The 14890-nt window shown below is 64.9% G+C and carries 12 protein-coding genes; 2 read left to right on the top strand and 10 right to left on the bottom strand.

The features are described from left to right. The 7 genes from nqrE to LJF27_RS10860 form a co-directional block, all read right to left on the bottom strand. Positions 1-609 (bottom strand): NADH:ubiquinone reductase (Na(+)-transporting) subunit E, encoded by a 609-nt coding sequence (gene nqrE, locus LJF27_RS10890; RefSeq protein ID WP_003091182.1) that lies wholly within the window; start codon positions 607-609, stop codon positions 1-3. Then, positions 609-1283, bottom strand: a complete 675-nt coding sequence (nqrD, locus tag LJF27_RS10885) for an NADH:ubiquinone reductase (Na(+)-transporting) subunit D (protein WP_003119802.1) — start codon at positions 1281-1283, stop codon at positions 609-611. The genes nqrE and nqrD overlap by 1 nt, the downstream gene beginning before the upstream one ends. Next, positions 1280-2065, bottom strand: coding sequence for a Na(+)-translocating NADH-quinone reductase subunit C (locus tag LJF27_RS10880; RefSeq protein ID WP_023116999.1), 786 nt, complete (start codon positions 2063-2065; stop codon positions 1280-1282). The genes nqrD and LJF27_RS10880 overlap by 4 nt, the downstream gene beginning before the upstream one ends. Further along, positions 2058-3269 carry an NADH:ubiquinone reductase (Na(+)-transporting) subunit B gene (locus LJF27_RS10875; protein ID WP_003109478.1) on the bottom strand — a complete coding sequence of 404 codons (1212 nt, stop codon included), beginning with the start codon at positions 3267-3269 and terminating at the stop codon, positions 2058-2060. The genes LJF27_RS10880 and LJF27_RS10875 overlap by 8 nt, the downstream gene beginning before the upstream one ends. 3 nt (positions 3270-3272) lie before the next feature. Further along, positions 3273-4610, bottom strand: a complete 1338-nt coding sequence (locus tag LJF27_RS10870; RefSeq protein WP_003113983.1) for a Na(+)-translocating NADH-quinone reductase subunit A — start codon at positions 4608-4610, stop codon at positions 3273-3275. Positions 4611-4868: 258 nt separating this feature from the next. Further along, complete coding sequence (locus LJF27_RS10865) at positions 4869-6278, bottom strand: amino acid permease (RefSeq protein ID WP_003113982.1); 1410 nt, start codon at positions 6276-6278, stop codon at positions 4869-4871. 101 nt (positions 6279-6379) lie between these two features. Then, positions 6380-7846, bottom strand: a complete 1467-nt coding sequence (locus tag LJF27_RS10860) for a glyceraldehyde-3-phosphate dehydrogenase (RefSeq protein WP_010793199.1) — start codon at positions 7844-7846, stop codon at positions 6380-6382. Positions 7847-7985: 139 nt separating this feature from the next. Between LJF27_RS10860 and mfd the strand changes: the two genes are divergently transcribed. Continuing rightward, a complete protein-coding gene (mfd, locus tag LJF27_RS10855) occupies positions 7986-11432 on the top strand; it encodes a transcription-repair coupling factor (protein WP_003119797.1) in 3447 nt (1148 codons plus the stop codon). 10 nt (positions 11433-11442) lie between these two features. Further along, complete coding sequence (locus tag LJF27_RS10850) at positions 11443-12072, top strand: CsiV family protein (RefSeq protein ID WP_003091190.1); 630 nt, start codon at positions 11443-11445, stop codon at positions 12070-12072. Positions 12073-12117: 45 nt separating this feature from the next. On the opposite strand, the gene LJF27_RS10845 is transcribed toward LJF27_RS10850, so the two are convergent. The 3 genes from LJF27_RS10845 to psrA all read right to left on the bottom strand — a co-directional run bounded on the left by LJF27_RS10845 (position 12118) and on the right by psrA (position 14768). Beyond that, positions 12118-12855: an S-methyl-5'-thioinosine phosphorylase gene (locus LJF27_RS10845; protein WP_023117000.1), complete on the bottom strand. Its 738-nt coding sequence runs from the start codon at positions 12853-12855 to the stop codon at positions 12118-12120. Between the two features lie 11 nt (positions 12856-12866). Beyond that, a complete protein-coding gene (gene nagZ / locus LJF27_RS10840) occupies positions 12867-13865 on the bottom strand; it encodes a beta-N-acetylhexosaminidase (RefSeq protein WP_003118092.1) in 999 nt (332 codons plus the stop codon). Positions 13866-14066: 201 nt separating this feature from the next. Next, complete coding sequence (gene psrA / locus LJF27_RS10835) at positions 14067-14768, bottom strand: transcriptional regulator PsrA (RefSeq protein ID WP_003118093.1); 702 nt, start codon at positions 14766-14768, stop codon at positions 14067-14069. Positions 14769-14890 lie beyond the last annotated feature (122 nt).

Here is a 14890-nt window from a genome sequence, read left to right as displayed (position 1 = left end):
TTACAACTGCACGCCGGAGAACGACATGAAGCCCAACGACATCAGGCCGATGGTGATGAAGGTGATCCCCAGGCCCTGCAGGCCCTCGGGGACGTCGCTGTACTTGAGCTTCTCGCGGATACCCGCCAGCGCGGCGATCGCCAGCGCCCAGGAAAAGCCCGAGCCGACGCCGTACACCGTGCTCTCGGCAAGGTTGTAGTCGCGCTCGACCATGAACAGCGAGCCGGCCATGATCGCGCAGTTCACCGTGATCAGCGGCAGGAACACGCCCAGCGCGTTGTAGAGGCTGGGTACGTACTTGTCGAGGAGCATCTCGAGGATCTGCACGATGGCGGCGATCACCCCGATGTAGCTGAGCAGGCCGAGGAAACTCAGGTCCACCTCGGGCAGCCCGGCCCAGGCCAGCGCGCCGTCCTTGAGCAGGTAGGTGTAGATCAGGTTGTTGGCCGGCACGGTGATGGTCTGCACCACGATCACCGCGATACCCAGGCCGATGGCGGTCTCCACCTTCTTCGAGATGGCGATGAAGGTACACATGCCGAGGAAGAACGCCAGCGCCATGTTCTCGACGAACACGGCCTTCACGAACAGGCTGATGTAGTGCTCCATCAGTAAGCCTCCTTGCTGGATACCTGCGGGGCCATCTTGTAGGTCGGGGCCTCGACCTGGTCTTTCTTCCAGGTCCGCAGGGCCCAGATGATCAGGCCGATCAGGAAGAACGCCGAAGGCGGCAGCAGGAGCAGGCCGTTCGGCTGGTACCAGCCGCCATCGTTGACCGTCGGCAACACGCTGATGCCGTAGAGCTTGCCGGCGCCGAACAGCTCGCGGACGAAGCCCAGCACCAGCAGCATGGCGCTGTAGCCGAGACCGTTGCCGATGCCGTCGAAGAACGACACGAGCGGCGGGTTGGCCATGGCGAAGGCTTCGGCGCGACCCATCACGATGCAGTTGGTGATGATCAGCCCGACGAACACCGAGAGCTGCTTGCTCAGGCTATAGGCATAGGCCTTGAGCACCTGGTCGACGACGATCACCAGCGAGGCGATGATCACCATCTGCACGATCATCCGGATCGAGCTGGGAATCTGCCGGCGGATCATCGAGATGAACAGGTTGGAGAAGCCGGTCACCAGGGTCAGGGCAATGGCCATGACGGTGGCGGTCTTCAGGTTCGAGGTTACCGCCAGCGCCGAGCAGATCCCGAGGATCTGCAGGCCGATCGGATTGTTCTGGAAGACCGGATTGAACAGGACTTCGCGGATCGTGGGTTGAGCAGCCATCACGCCTCCCCTTTGCGCAGATTGGCGAGGAAGGCGTCGAAACCGTCCTTGCCGAGCCAGAAATGCAGCAGGTTGTCGACACCCTTGCTGGTCAGGGTGGCGCCGGCCAGGCCGTCGACCTGGTGGTTCGCCTTCGCCGATTGCGGGTCCACCGAGCCCTTGATGATCTGTACGGCAAGATCGCCCTGGGCGTCGTAGAGGGTCTTGCCGACCCACAGCGCCTTCCATTTCGGATTGTCGACCTCGCCGCCGAGACCGGGGGTCTCGCCATGCTGGTAGAAACCGAAGCCGGCGACCGTGTTGAGGTCGCCCTTGAGCGCCAGGAAGCCGTAGAGGGTCGACCACAGACCGTAGCCGCGCACCGGCAGGATCAGGGTGTCGAGCTTGCCGTCGGTCTCCACCAGGTAGACCGTGGTATAGCGCTCGCGGCGCTTGATCGAGGCGATGTCCTCGGCGGCGGGCAGCGCATCCGACAGCGCCGGGTCCTTGGCCGCTTTCAGCGGGTCGTAGCCGAGCGGGTCCTGGGCATCGCTGAAGGTGCCGCTCTGGAGGTCGACCACCTTGGCGGTGATGCGACTGTCGAACAGCGCCTTGACCTCTTTGCCGGACATGCCCGGCTCGCCGAGACCAGCGATGGCGAGGATGCTGCGCTGCTTGTCGAGCAGGCGGTTTTCCGCCTGGGTCGGCTTCAGCGCCACCGCCGCGCCAGCGACGAACACCGAGCTGACCAAGCACACCACCAGGGCTACCAGCAGTGTGCGGGTGGTGGATTCTTGATTAGCCATTGCGCGCCAGCCTCCGCTTGATGTTGGCCTGAACGACGAAATGGTCGATCAGCGGTGCGAACAGGTTGGCGAACAGGATCGCCAGCATCATGCCTTCCGGGAACGCCGGGTTGACCACCCGGATCAGCATGACCATCACTCCGATCAGAGCGCCGAACAGCCACTTGCCGGTATCGGTCATGGACGCCGAGACCGGGTCGGTGGCCATGAAGATCATGCCGAAGGCGAAGCCGCCGGTGACCAGGTGCCAATACCAGGGCATGGCGAACATCGGGTTGCTGGCCGAGCCGATGGCGTTGAACAGGTAGCTCATGGCGACCATCCCCAGCATCACCCCGGCGACGATGCGCCAGGAGGCGATGCGGGTCAGCAGCAGCACGGCGCCGCCGATGAAGATCGCCAGGGTGCTGGTCTCGCCCATCGAACCCTGCATGTGGCCGAGGAAGGCATCCATCCAGGTCAAGCCGTGGCCGAGGATGTTGTCCACGCCGCCGGCGGCGGCCAGGCTCAGCGAGGTGGCGCCGGCGAAGCCGTCCACCGAGGTCCATACCGCGTCGCCGGACATCTGCGCCGGGTAGGCGAAGAACAGGAAGGCCCGGCCGACCAGTGCCGGATTGAGGAAGTTCTTCCCGGTGCCGCCGAACACTTCCTTGCCCAGCACCACGCCGAAGCTGATCCCCAGGGCTACCTGCCACAACGGGACGGACGGCGGCAGGGTCAGGGCGAACAGCACCGAGGTGACGAAGAAGCCTTCGTTGACCTCGTGGCGGCGGATGCTGGCGAACAGCACCTCCCAGAAACCGCCGACGATGAAGGTGGTCAGGTACACCGGCAGGAAGTACGCGGCGCCCTGGACCAGGCAATCCCACAGGCTGTTCGGGTCGAACCCGGCCAGCGCGCCGATCAGGGCGAAGCGCCAGCCATCCTGGGCGCTCAACAGGTCGGGGCTCTGGGCGAAGATCAGGTTGGCCTGGTGGCCGACGTTGTACATGCCGAAGAACATCGCCGGGAAGGTGCATAGCCAGACGATGATCATCATGCGCTTCAGGTCGATGCCGTCGCGCACGTGTGCAGTGGTGCGGGTGACGCTGCCCGGACGATAGAGGAAGGTGTCCACGGCTTCGTACAGCGGGTACCACTTCTCGTAGCGCCCGCCCTTCTCGAAATGATGCTCGACCTTGTCGAGCAGGTTACGCAAACCCATGGCTCAGCCCTCCTGCTCGATGCGTGCCAGATTGTCCCGCAGAATCGGGCCGTATTCGTACTTGCCGGCGCAGACGTAGCTGCACAGCGCCAGGTCCTCTTCGTCGAGTTCCAGGGCGCCGAGCTTCTGGGCCATTTCCGTGTCGCCGACGATCAGGTAGCGCAGCAATTGAGTCGGCAGGATATCCAGCGGCATCACCGCCTCGTAGTTACCTACCGGCACCATCGCCCGTGGGCTGCCGTTGGTGCTGGTGGTGAAGGCGAAGCGCTTGCCGCCGAGCAGCCTGGAGACGAACACGTTGAGCAGCGAATGCTTTTCCACCCCGGCGCGCAGGTAGTGGAGGAACTCGCGCTGGTCGCCCTCCTTGAGACAGGACAACTGCAGGTGGTAGCGCCCCAGGTAGGCGTAGGCGCCATGGGCGGTGCGACCGCCCAGCACGGAGCCGGAGATCAGCCGGTTGTTGCCCGGCTGCAACTGGCCGGCGGCCAGTTCGTCGAGGTTGGCGCCCAAGCGGGTGCGCACCAGACGTGGCTTTTCCACCACCGGACCGGCCAGGGCGATCACCCGCTCGGTCCACAATTGCCCGGTCGTGAACAGCTTGCCGATGGCGATCACGTCCTGGTAGTTCAGGTTCCACACGCTCTTGCCGGCACCCACCGGGTCAAGGAAGTGGATATGGGTGCCGGGCAGGCCCGCCGGATGCGGACCGGAGAATGCTTGCGCGGTCACGCCGGAGAGCGCCTCGCCGGGTAGCGAAACGCCTTCCGCCTTGCACAGGAACACCCGGGCCAGGCGCCCGAGCACCGTCAGCCCGGCCTGGAAGGCCTCGCCCTGCTCCGCGATAACCACCTGCGGATCGGCGGCCAGCGGCTGGGTATCGATGGCAGTGACGAAAATCGAACTGGGGCTGGACTCGGGATCGGGCACCTTGCTGAACGGCCGGGTCCGCAGCGCGGTCCACAGGCCCGACTGCAACAGGTTGTCGCGGACCTGCTCGGCGCTCAGCGTGGCGAGTTTGTCAGCGGGATAACGGGCGAACTCCAGTTGCTCGTCGCCGTCGAGATCGATGACCACCGATTGCAGGACGCGCTTCTCGCCACGATGGATGGCACTGACCACACCGGCGCCGGGTGCGGTATAGCTGACGGAGGGATTCTTCTTGTCGGTGAACAGCACCTGCCCCAGCTTCACCCGGTCGCCTACCTGCACCGCCATGGTCGGCTTCATGCCGTGGTAGTCGAAACCGATCAACGCCACGCTGCGTACCGGGCGTGCTGCCTCGATGCGCTGTTCGGGGGCGCCGCTGATGGGCAGGTCCAGGCCACGTTTTATCTTGATCATGTCTAGTGCCTAGTGGTCGTGGACAGAAAAGACGAGGCCCAAGTCAGAAAATGACCATCATCGCGCGCAACGTACTGAATTGGCACGATTGATGAATGGCCCCGCAAGGTAACCCCGGGATTATAAAGAGCCACCTCCCCGGGAGCCACCCAAGCCGCACACCGGGTCTTGAAACGCGTAACAGAAAACGACAGAAAAACATGCCCGTGCGAAATGAAAAACGGGAGCCGAAGCCCCCGTCCTGCGCCACCCGCAGGCTCAGGCCTGCTGGCCGAGCCCGCGCCTTTCCGCCAGCGACAGCTTGACCCGGTAGCACAACCACATCAGCAGCAGCCAGAATGGAATGGCGTACACCGAGATGTTGATCCCGGGGATCATCAGCATGATGCCAAGGATGAACAACACGAAGGCCAGGCACAGGTAGTTGCTGAACGGCGACCAGAGCGCCTTGAAGAAGGTGTCCACGCCCTGGCGCTTCATCGCCGCGCGGAACTTCAGGTGCGACAGGCTGATCATCGCCCAGTTGATCACCAGCGCCGCCACCACCAGCGACATCAGCAGCTCCAGCGCCTTGTGCGGCAATACGTAGTTGACGATCACGCAGAGGAAGGTGATCAGCGCCGAGACCAGGATCGACAGCACCGGCACGCCCCGGCGGTCCACCGACATCAGCACCTTCGGCGCGTCACCCTGGGCGGCCAGGCCGTAGAGCATCCGGCTGTTGCAGTAGACGCCGCTGTTGTAGACCGACAATGCCGCGGTGAGTACTACGAAGTTGAGGATGTTGGCCGCGGTGCCGCTGCCGATCAACGAGAAGATCTGCACGAACGGGCTGCCGCTGTAGTCGTCGCCGGAAGCGTTGATGGTCTCCACCAACTGGTCCCATGGATACAGCGAGAGCAGCACCGCCAGGGCGCCGATATAGAAGATCAGGATCCGGTAGATCACCTGGTTGATCGCCTTCGGGATCACCTTCCGCGGCTCGGACGCCTCGGCGGCGGTGATACCCACCAACTCCAGCCCCCCGAAGGAGAACATGATGATCGCCAGGGTCATCACCAGGCCGCTGAGACCGTTGGGGAAGAAGCCGCCGCGGTCCCACAGGTTGCTCACCGAGGCTTGCGGTCCGCCACCGCCGCCGACCAGCAGGTAGATACCGAGCAGGATCATGCCGACGATCGCCGCTACCTTGATGATCGCGAACCAGAACTCGGTCTCGCCGAAGGCTTTCACGTTGGCCAGGTTGATCGCGTTGATCAGCACGAAGAACGCCGCCGCCGTCGCCCAGGTCGGCACGTCCGGCCACCAATACTGGATGTACTTGCCCACCGCGGTCAGCTCCGACATGCCCACCAGGATGTACAGCACCCAGTAGTTCCAGCCGGAAAGGAAACCGGCGAATCCGCCCCAGTACTTGTGTGCGAAGTGACTGAAGGAGCCGGCCACCGGCTCCTCGACGATCATCTCGCCGAGCTGGCGCATGATCAGGAAGGCGATGAAGCCGCCAATGGCGTAACCGAGGATCATCGACGGGCCGGCCGTCTTGATGACGCCCGCCGAGCCGAGGAACAGCCCGGTGCCGATCGCCCCGCCCAGCGCGATCAACTGGATGTGGCGATTCTTCAGGCCACGCTTCAGCTCGCCCTGGTGCAGATGTTGACCATCCATTGAAAAACCCTAAATCGAAGTGAGTAGTTTCTTGTTCTGGTTATCCACAGAAATGAAAAACGGGAGCCCGAGAGCTCCCGTTTTCCTCTACGCCTTGCGCATCAACGCGGGAAGGCCGGCGGGTTGACCCCAGCCATGTCTTCCATCACGCGCACTACCTGGCAGCTGTAGCCGAACTCGTTGTCGTACCACACGTACAGGACGACACGGTTGTCGTTGCAGATGGTCGCCTCGGCGTCCACCACGCCGGCATGGCGCGAACCGACGAAGTCGGTGGAAACCACTTCCTGGGAGCTGACGAAGTCGATCTGCTTCTGCAGGTCCGAGTGCATGGCCATCTGGCGCAGGTACTCGTTGATCTCTTCGCGGGTGGTGGCCTTTTCCAGGTTCAGGTTGAGGATCGCCATGGACACGTTCGGCGTCGGCACACGGATCGCATTGCCGGTCAGCTTGCCTTTCAGTACCGGCAGGGCCTTGGCCGCGGCGGTGGCGGCACCGGTCTCGGTGATCACCATGTTCAGCGGCGCGCTGCGGCCACGACGACTGCCCTTGTGGAAGTTGTCGATCAGGTTCTGGTCGTTGGTGTACGAGTGAACGGTCTCGACGTGACCGTTGACGATGCCGTACTGGTCGTTGACGGCCTTCAGCACCGGCACGATGGCGTTGGTGGTGCAGGAGGCGGCCGAGATGATCTTGTCGTCGGCGCCGATGTCGGTGTGGTTGATACCGTGCACGATGTTCTTCAGCGCACCCTTGCCCGGAGCGGTAAGGACCACGCGATCGATCCCCGGGCACTTCAGGTGCTGGCCGAGGCCTTCGGCGTCGCGCCACTTGCCGGTGTTGTCGACCAGCAGGGCGTTCTTGATGCCGTACTGGGTGTAGTCGATCGACGCTGGATCGTTGGAGTAGATCACCTGGATCAGGTTGCCGTTGGCGGTCAGCGTGTTGTTTTCTTCGTCGATGGTGATGGTGCCGTCGAACGGACCGTGCACCGAGTCCCGACGCAGCAGGCTGGCCCGCTTGACCAGGTCGTTCTCGGCACCCTTGCGCACGACGATCGCGCGCAGGCGCAGGCCGTCGCCGCCGCCGGTCTTCTCGATCAGGATGCGCGCCAGCAGGCGGCCGATGCGGCCGAAGCCGTAGAGCACGACGTCGGTGCCTTCGCGGGCATCGCCGTTCTGCTTGCCGACCACCTCGGCCAGCTCGGCCTTGACGAAGTCCTCGATGCTGCGGCCGTTACCTTCTGCCTTGAACTTGGCGACCATCTTGCCCAGATCGACGGAAGCGGCGCCCAGCTTGAGCTCGCTCATCGCCTTGAGGATCGGGAACGTCTCGTGAACCGACAGCTCGGCGTCATCAGCCATGCGATGACGGGCGAAACGATGCGCCTTCATGATCGCGATCACCGAGCGGTTGATCAGACCACGGCCATGGATCGAGGTCACCACATTGTTATTGCGGTAGAGCTGGCCAATCAGCGGGATCATGGCTTCCGCGATGGCTTCACGATCGATCCATTCACCGAGACACTGGTCGGGCTTCTGAGTCACGGGCAATACCTTCCACATGTAGGGGATGAAAAAAGGGGCTACATTATGACCGCGCCGGCCAGGCTCGGCAATCTGCAGCAGTCGGAAGACTGACATCCAGCAGTCGGGAAAGTTACAATCCGGCGGGTCAAATTCCCGACCGGAGCCCAGCTTGCCCGTGTCCGTACTGCGTCTTCCCAGCCTGCCGGCCAGCGCCGGCAAGCAACACTGGGGCAACCTCCCCGGTGCCGCGCTGAGCCTGGCTGTCGCCGAGGCCGCCAGTTCCGCCAAGCGCTTCACCCTGCTGCTGACCGCCGACAGCCAGAATGCCGAACGCCTGGAACAGGAACTGCGGTTCTTCGCCCCCGACCTGCCGGTATTGCATTTCCCCGATTGGGAAACCCTGCCCTACGACGTCTTTTCGCCGCACCAGGACATCATTTCCCAGCGCATCGCCGCCCTCTACCAGTTGCCGCAGCTCAAGCACGGCGTGCTGGTGGTGCCGATCTCCACCGCCTTGCACCGCCTGGCGCCGACCCGCTTCCTGCTCGGCAGCAGCCTGGTCCTCGACGTCGGCCAGAAACTCGACGTCGAGCGGATGCGCCTGCGCCTGGAAGGCGCCGGCTACCGCTGCGTCGACACGGTCTACGAGCACGGCGAGTTCGCCGTCCGCGGCGCGCTGATCGACCTGTTCCCGATGGGCAGCGAGTTGCCCTTCCGTATCGACCTGTTCGACGACGAGATCGAGACCCTGCGCACCTTCGACCCGGAGACCCAGCGCTCCATCGACAAGGTCGAGTCGATCCGCCTGCTGCCGGCACGCGAATTCCCCCTGAACAAGGAAGCGGTCACCGGCTTCCGCGGCCGCTTCCGCGAGCGCTTCGACGTCGACTACCGGCGCTGCCCGATCTACCAGGACCTCGCCAGCGGTTTGACACCCTCGGGAATCGAGTACTACCTGCCGCTGTTCTTCGAGGAAACCGCGACCCTCTTCGACTACCTGCCGCAAGACACCCAGGTGTTCTCCCTGCCCGGCATCGAACAGGCCGCGGAGCAGTTCTGGAATGACGTACGCAGCCGCTACGAGGACCGCCGGGTCGATCCGGAACGGCCATTGCTGCCGCCGGCGGAAGTGTTCCTTCCGGTGGAAGACTGCTTCGCCCGGCTGAAGAACTGGCCACGGGTGGTCGCCAGCCAGGAGGACGTCGAGCCGGGCGTCGGGCGCGAGCGCTTCCCGGCCCTGCCGCTGCCGAACCTGGCGATCGAAGCCAAGACCGCCGAGCCGCTGGCCGCGCTGCGCCGGTTCATCGAGGAGTTCCCCGGCCGCGTACTGTTCTGCGCCGAATCGGCCGGACGCCGGGAAGTCCTGCTGGAGCTGCTGGCCCGACTGAAGCTGCGCCCCGAGGAAGTCGACGGCTGGCCGGCCTTCCTCGCCAGCCAGGCACGCCTGGCGATCAGCATCGCGCCGCTGGACGAGGGCCTGCTGCTGGACCATCCGGCCCTCGCCCTGGTCGCCGAAAGCCCGCTGTTCGGCCAGCGCGTCATGCAGCGCCGGCGCCGGGAAAAGACCCGCGACGGCGGCGACGCGGTGATCAAGAACCTCACCGAGCTGCGCGAAGGCGCGCCGGTGGTGCACATCGACCATGGCGTCGGCCGCTACCTGGGCCTGATCACCCTCGAGGTGGACAACCAGCAGGCGGAATTCCTCATGCTGCAATACGCCGAGGACGCCAAGCTCTACGTGCCGGTCGCCAACCTGCACCTGATCGCCCGCTACACCGGCGCCGACGACGCCCTGGCGCCGTTGCACCGGCTCGGCTCGGAAACCTGGCAGAAGGCCAAGCGCAAGGCCGCCGAGCAGGTCCGCGACGTCGCCGCCGAGCTGCTCGACATCTACGCCCGCCGCGCCGCCCGCGAAGGCTTCGCGTTCAAGGATCCGCAGGCCGACTACGCGACCTTCTCGGCCGGCTTCCCGTTCGAGGAGACGCCGGACCAGCAAAGCGCCATAGAGGCGGTGGTCGCCGATATGCTCGCGCCCAGGCCCATGGACCGCCTGGTCTGCGGCGACGTCGGCTTCGGCAAGACCGAAGTGGCGATGCGCGCGGCGTTCGTCGCCGTGCATAGCGGCAAGCAGGTGGCGGTGCTGGTGCCCACCACCCTGCTCGCCCAGCAGCACTACAACAGCTTCCGCGACCGCTTCGCCGACTGGCCGGTGAGCGTCGAGGTGATGAGCCGCTTCAAGAGCGCCAAGGAAGTCGAGAACGCTGCGCGGCTACTGGCCGAAGGCAAGATCGACATCCTCATCGGGACCCACAAGCTGCTCCAGGAAGACGTGAAGTTCGCCAACCTGGGGTTGGTCGTGATCGACGAGGAACACCGCTTCGGGGTGCGCCAGAAGGAGCAGCTCAAGGCCCTGCGCAGCGAAGTGGACATCCTCACCCTCACCGCCACGCCGATCCCGCGGACCCTGAACATGGCCGTCTCCGGCATGCGCGACCTGTCCATCATCGCCACGCCGCCGGCGCGCCGCCTGTCGGTGCGCACCTTCGTCATGGAGCAGCAGAACGCGGTGATCAAGGAAGCGCTGCTCCGCGAACTGCTGCGCGGCGGCCAGGTGTACTATCTGCACAACGAAGTGAAGACCATCGAGAAGTGCGCCCGCGACCTAGCCGAACTGGTCCCGGAGGCGCGCATCGGCATCGGCCACGGACAGATGCACGAGCGCGAGCTGGAACAGGTGATGAGCGACTTCTACCACAAGCGCTTCAACGTGCTGGTGGCCTCGACCATCATCGAGACCGGCATCGACGTGCCCAGCGCCAACACCATCCTCATCGAGCGCGCCGACAAGTTCGGCCTGGCCCAGTTGCACCAGTTGCGCGGCCGCGTCGGTCGCAGCCACCACCAGGCCTACGCCTACCTGCTGACACCGCCGCGCCGTCAGATGACCCCGGACGCCGAGAAACGCCTGGAAGCCATCGCCAACGCCCAGGACCTGGGCGCCGGCTTCGTCCTCGCCACCCACGACCTGGAGATCCGCGGCGCCGGCGAGTTGCTCGGCGACGGCCAGAGCGGGCAGATCCAGGCGGTCGGCTTCACCCTCTACATGGAAATGCTCGAACGGGCGGTGAAGGCCATCCGCAAGGGCGAGCAACCGAACCTCGAGCAGCCACTGGGCGGCGGGCCGGAGGTCAACCTGCGGGTGCCTGCGCTGATCCCCGAGGATTACCTGCCCGACGTGCATGCCCGGCTGATCCTCTACAAGCGCATCGCCAACGCCCCTGACGAGGAAGGTTTGCGCGAGTTGCAGGTGGAGATGATCGACCGCTTCGGGCTCCTGCCCGATCCGGCGAAGAACCTGATGCGCCTGACCCTTCTGAAACTGCAGGCGGAAAAACTTGGAATACTCAAGGTCGATGCCGGACCGCAGGGCGGTCGTATAGAATTCGCCGCCGATACCCAGGTCGACCCGCTGGTATTGATCAAGCTGATCCAGGGCCAACCGAACCGCTACAAGTTCGAAGGCGCAACCCTGTTCCGCTTCCAGGTGCCCATGGAACGACCGGAAGAACGCTTCAATACCCTGGAGGCGCTGTTCGAGCGCCTGACACCGCAAACCACCTAAGGATTAGCCTATGCGCTTGTTCCGTTGCCTTGCCCTGCTGCTCTCACTGGCCGCCCCCGCGGCATTCGCCGGCGGTCCCTACCAGGTGGAACTGGTGGTGTTCCGCCAGGCCGGCGATGCCGTGCCGTCCAGCCAGCCGGCCCCGGACGACTGGGCCACCGGCGCACAGCCGCTGGCCAGCGACGCCCTGCGCGCCACCGCGCTCGACAACCAGCTCGCCAAGCTCAGCCAGGACAACGGCTACACCGTGCTGCTGCACAAGGCCTGGCGCCAGGACATCGGCGAGACCCCGGTGAAGATCGCCCTCAGCGAAGGCCAGGAACAGGATCATCATTTCCCGGTGGAAGGTACGCTGACCCTCAGCCAGGTGCGCTTCGTCGACATGGAGGCCGATTTCTGGGTCAATCGCTTCGGCGACGACGGTTTCCTCGCCGGCAGCCAGCACATCAGGCAGGGCACGCGGCTGAAGAATGGCGAACTGACCTATCTCGACCATCCGAGCCTGGGCATCCTGATCAAGGTGGTGCCGGTCGGCGCCCGTCCCGCCGCCCCCAATCCCATGGAAATGGAAGAACAGCAGGCACCGGCGGACGCGCCCCCCGTCGAAGGCGGCTTCGACGCCGCACCTCCTGCGCAATAGCGAAAAAGGCCGCAATAGCGGCCTTTTTTTCGTTGCGATGGCCGCCTAGCCGGCCAGGACCCGCGCCAACACCTCGCGCACCTTGCCGATGCCATCGTGCAACGCCTGTTCGATTTCGGCCATGGTGATGATCCCCGCCGACTTGCCCGCCGCGGGATTGACCACCAGCGCCAGGCAGGCGTAGGGCAGGTCCAGCTCGCGGGCCAGTGCCGCCTCGGGCATGCCGGTCATGCCGACGATATCGTTGCCGTCCCGCTCCAACCGGACGATTTCCGCCACCGTTTCCAGGCGCGGCCCTTGGGTGCAGGCGTAGACCCCATGGCTGCTGTGCGCCAGCCCCAACGCACGCAACGCCTCGATCAGGCGCTGGCGCAACGGCTCGTCATAGGGGTGGCTGAAGTCGATATGGGTGACATGCTCGATATCGCCGGCGAAATAGGTGTGCTCGCGTCCCGAGGTGTAGTCGATCAACTGGTGCGGCACGCACAGGTGCCCCGTTCCCATCGCCGCATGGATGCCACCCACCGCGTTGACCGCGATCACCGCCTCGGCACCCGCCTGCTTCAGCGCCCAGAGATTGGCGCGGTAGTTCACCTGGTGCGGCGGGAAGCGGTGCGGATGACCGTGACGTGCCAGGAACAGCACCTCGCGCCCGGCGTAGCGGCCACGCTGGAGCGGCGCGGACGGCGCGCCATACGGCGTTTCGATCGGCAGGGACTCGCTCAGCGTCAGCCCTTCCAGCTGGGTCAGGCCGGTTCCTCCGATAATCGCGTAGACACTCATCGACAGCTCCCTCAATCAATCAGTTGCGCGGCGCGCAACGCGGACAGTGCTTCCAGCCAGCGCGGCTGCTGGCGATAGTCGGTATTCGCGTAGCCCTTGCCACGCATGCGTTGCAGACGCGACGGCGGGGTCACCTTCAGGCGTTGCAGGGCAGCCAGGGCCAGCTCGGCGGAAGCCCGGTCGTTGCACACCAGGCCCATGTCGCAGCCCGCGGCCAGGGCGGCCTCGATGCGGCTGGCGGCGTCGCCGACCACATGGGCGCCGGCCATCGACAGGTCGTCGCTGAATATCACCCCGTCGAACTTCAGCTCGCCGCGCAGGATCTCCTGCAACCAGCGCCGGGAAAAGCCGGCGGGCTGCGGGTCGACCTGCGGATAGATGACATGGGCCGGCATCAGCGCGTCGAGCTGTCCGGCCAGGCGGGCGAACGGAACCAGGTCGCTGCGCCGGATTTCCTCGAGACTGCGCGCGTCTTCGGGAATCGCCACATGGGAATCGGCCTCGGCCCAGCCGTGACCGGGAAAATGCTTGCCGGTGGCGGCCATCCCGGCGGCATGCATGCCGCGAATGAAAGCACCGGCAAGCAGCGCGGCACGCTCCGGGTCGCCCTCGAAGGCGCGGCTACCGACCACGGCGCTGCGCTGGTGATCGAGATCCAGCACCGGCGCGAAACTCAGGTCGAGGCCTACCGCCTGCACCTCGGTCGCCATCAACCAGCCACAGTGCTCGGCCAGCTCTTCGGCATTGGGGTTGTCGGCGATCGCGCGCATCGCCGGCAGGCGCACGAAGCCCTGGCGCAGGCGCTGCACGCGCCCTCCTTCCTGGTCGACGGCCAGCAACAGGTCGGGACGGATGGCGCGAATGGCCGCACACAGTTCGCGAACCTGGGCAGGATGCTCGATGTTGCGAGCGAAGATGATCAGCCCGCCCACCTCGGGGTGGCGCAGGATTTGGCGGTCCTCGGCGGTCAGCCAGGTGCCGCCGATGTCGAGCATCAGAGAGCCTTGCATGAAGAGTCCTATGGCCTGGAAATCAGCGAAGCCCGCCGTCACGGGCCTCAGACAGCGCACACTGTACTGCACCCGGCAGAAAGACTTAAGCCCCGAGGCAGTACCGCGCGCCTGCCAATGGAGCCGGCCCGGCGCATGGAGTTCCGCCCGGAGCACAGAGAAAGGAGAAAGGAAAACGGCACCCTCGGGCGCCGTCTGCGATCAGGCCTTGGCGGGCGTCTTGTTCCGCGGGCGCAGTTGCGCCCCGGCCAGCAGCGGATCGTCGATGCCGCTCTCGGCGCGCATGCCGGCGGCGAAGAACGGCACCATCAGGTGCATCACCTGCTCGGTGGAAGTGTTCACGCCGAAATCGGTTTCCGCCATCGCCCGCAGGGCCTTGATCCCCGACATGCTGAAGGCGGCCGCGCCGAGCATGAAGTGCACGCGCCAGAACAGCTCGATGGGCGGCAGCTTCGGCGCCGCCTCGTTGACCAGCAGCATGTAGCGCCGGAAGACCTTGCCGTAGACCTCTTCCAGGTACTTGCGCAGGTGCCCCTGGCTCTGGCTGAAGGCCAGGCCGAGCAAGCGCATGAAGATCGACAGGTCGTTGCCGCTGCGCGGCTTCACCGCCATCGCCTGGGACACCAGCAGGTGCAGGAGGTCCTCCAGGGTGGCGTGCTGGGCCTCGGGCTTGGCCAGGCGACGATCCAGCTCCTTTTCCAGGCTGGCGCAGAATGGCCCGAGGAAGCGCGAGAACACCGCCTGGATCAGCGCCTTCTTCGAACCGAAGTGATAATTCACCGCCGCCAGGTTGACCCCGGCCTTGCTGGTGATCAGACGCAACGAGGTTTCGGCGAAGCCTTTTTCCGCGAACAGCTGTTCCGCCGCATCGAGAATGCGTTCGACGGTTTCCGACTGGGCCATGGTTTCTCCGCCTGACAAACACTTGTTTGAAACATACGTTTCAGCCACATCCCTTGTCAAGCGGCAGATGACGCACCAGTCAGGAAAATTACAGAGAAGTCCCGAAAAACGGAAGCAAGACA

This window comes from Pseudomonas sp. 203-8 (assembly GCF_020708595.1).
Taxonomy (GTDB): Bacteria; Pseudomonadota; Gammaproteobacteria; order Pseudomonadales; family Pseudomonadaceae; genus Pseudomonas; species Pseudomonas aeruginosa.
Note: the sequence above shows the minus strand (reverse complement) of the source record. Positions and strands in the feature narration are given on the sequence as shown.

Coding starts and splice junctions, on each gene's coding strand:
- nqrE (WP_003091182.1), bottom strand. CDS start 609: ATGGAGCACTACATCAGCCTGTTCGTGAAGGCCGTGTTCGTCGAGAAC.
- LJF27_RS10880 (WP_023116999.1), bottom strand. CDS start 2,065: ATGGCTAATCAAGAATCCACCACCCGCACACTGCTGGTAGCCCTGGTG.
- LJF27_RS10875 (WP_003109478.1), bottom strand. CDS start 3,269: ATGGGTTTGCGTAACCTGCTCGACAAGGTCGAGCATCATTTCGAGAAG.
- LJF27_RS10870 (WP_003113983.1), bottom strand. CDS start 4,610: ATGATCAAGATAAAACGTGGCCTGGACCTGCCCATCAGCGGCGCCCCC.
- LJF27_RS10865 (WP_003113982.1), bottom strand. CDS start 6,278: ATGGATGGTCAACATCTGCACCAGGGCGAGCTGAAGCGTGGCCTGAAG.
- LJF27_RS10860 (WP_010793199.1), bottom strand. CDS start 7,846: ATGTGGAAGGTATTGCCCGTGACTCAGAAGCCCGACCAGTGTCTCGGT.
- LJF27_RS10850 (WP_003091190.1), top strand. CDS start 11,443: ATGCGCTTGTTCCGTTGCCTTGCCCTGCTGCTCTCACTGGCCGCCCCC.
- LJF27_RS10845 (WP_023117000.1), bottom strand. CDS start 12,855: ATGAGTGTCTACGCGATTATCGGAGGAACCGGCCTGACCCAGCTGGAA.
- nagZ (WP_003118092.1), bottom strand. CDS start 13,865: ATGCAAGGCTCTCTGATGCTCGACATCGGCGGCACCTGGCTGACCGCC.
- psrA (WP_003118093.1), bottom strand. CDS start 14,768: ATGGCCCAGTCGGAAACCGTCGAACGCATTCTCGATGCGGCGGAACAG.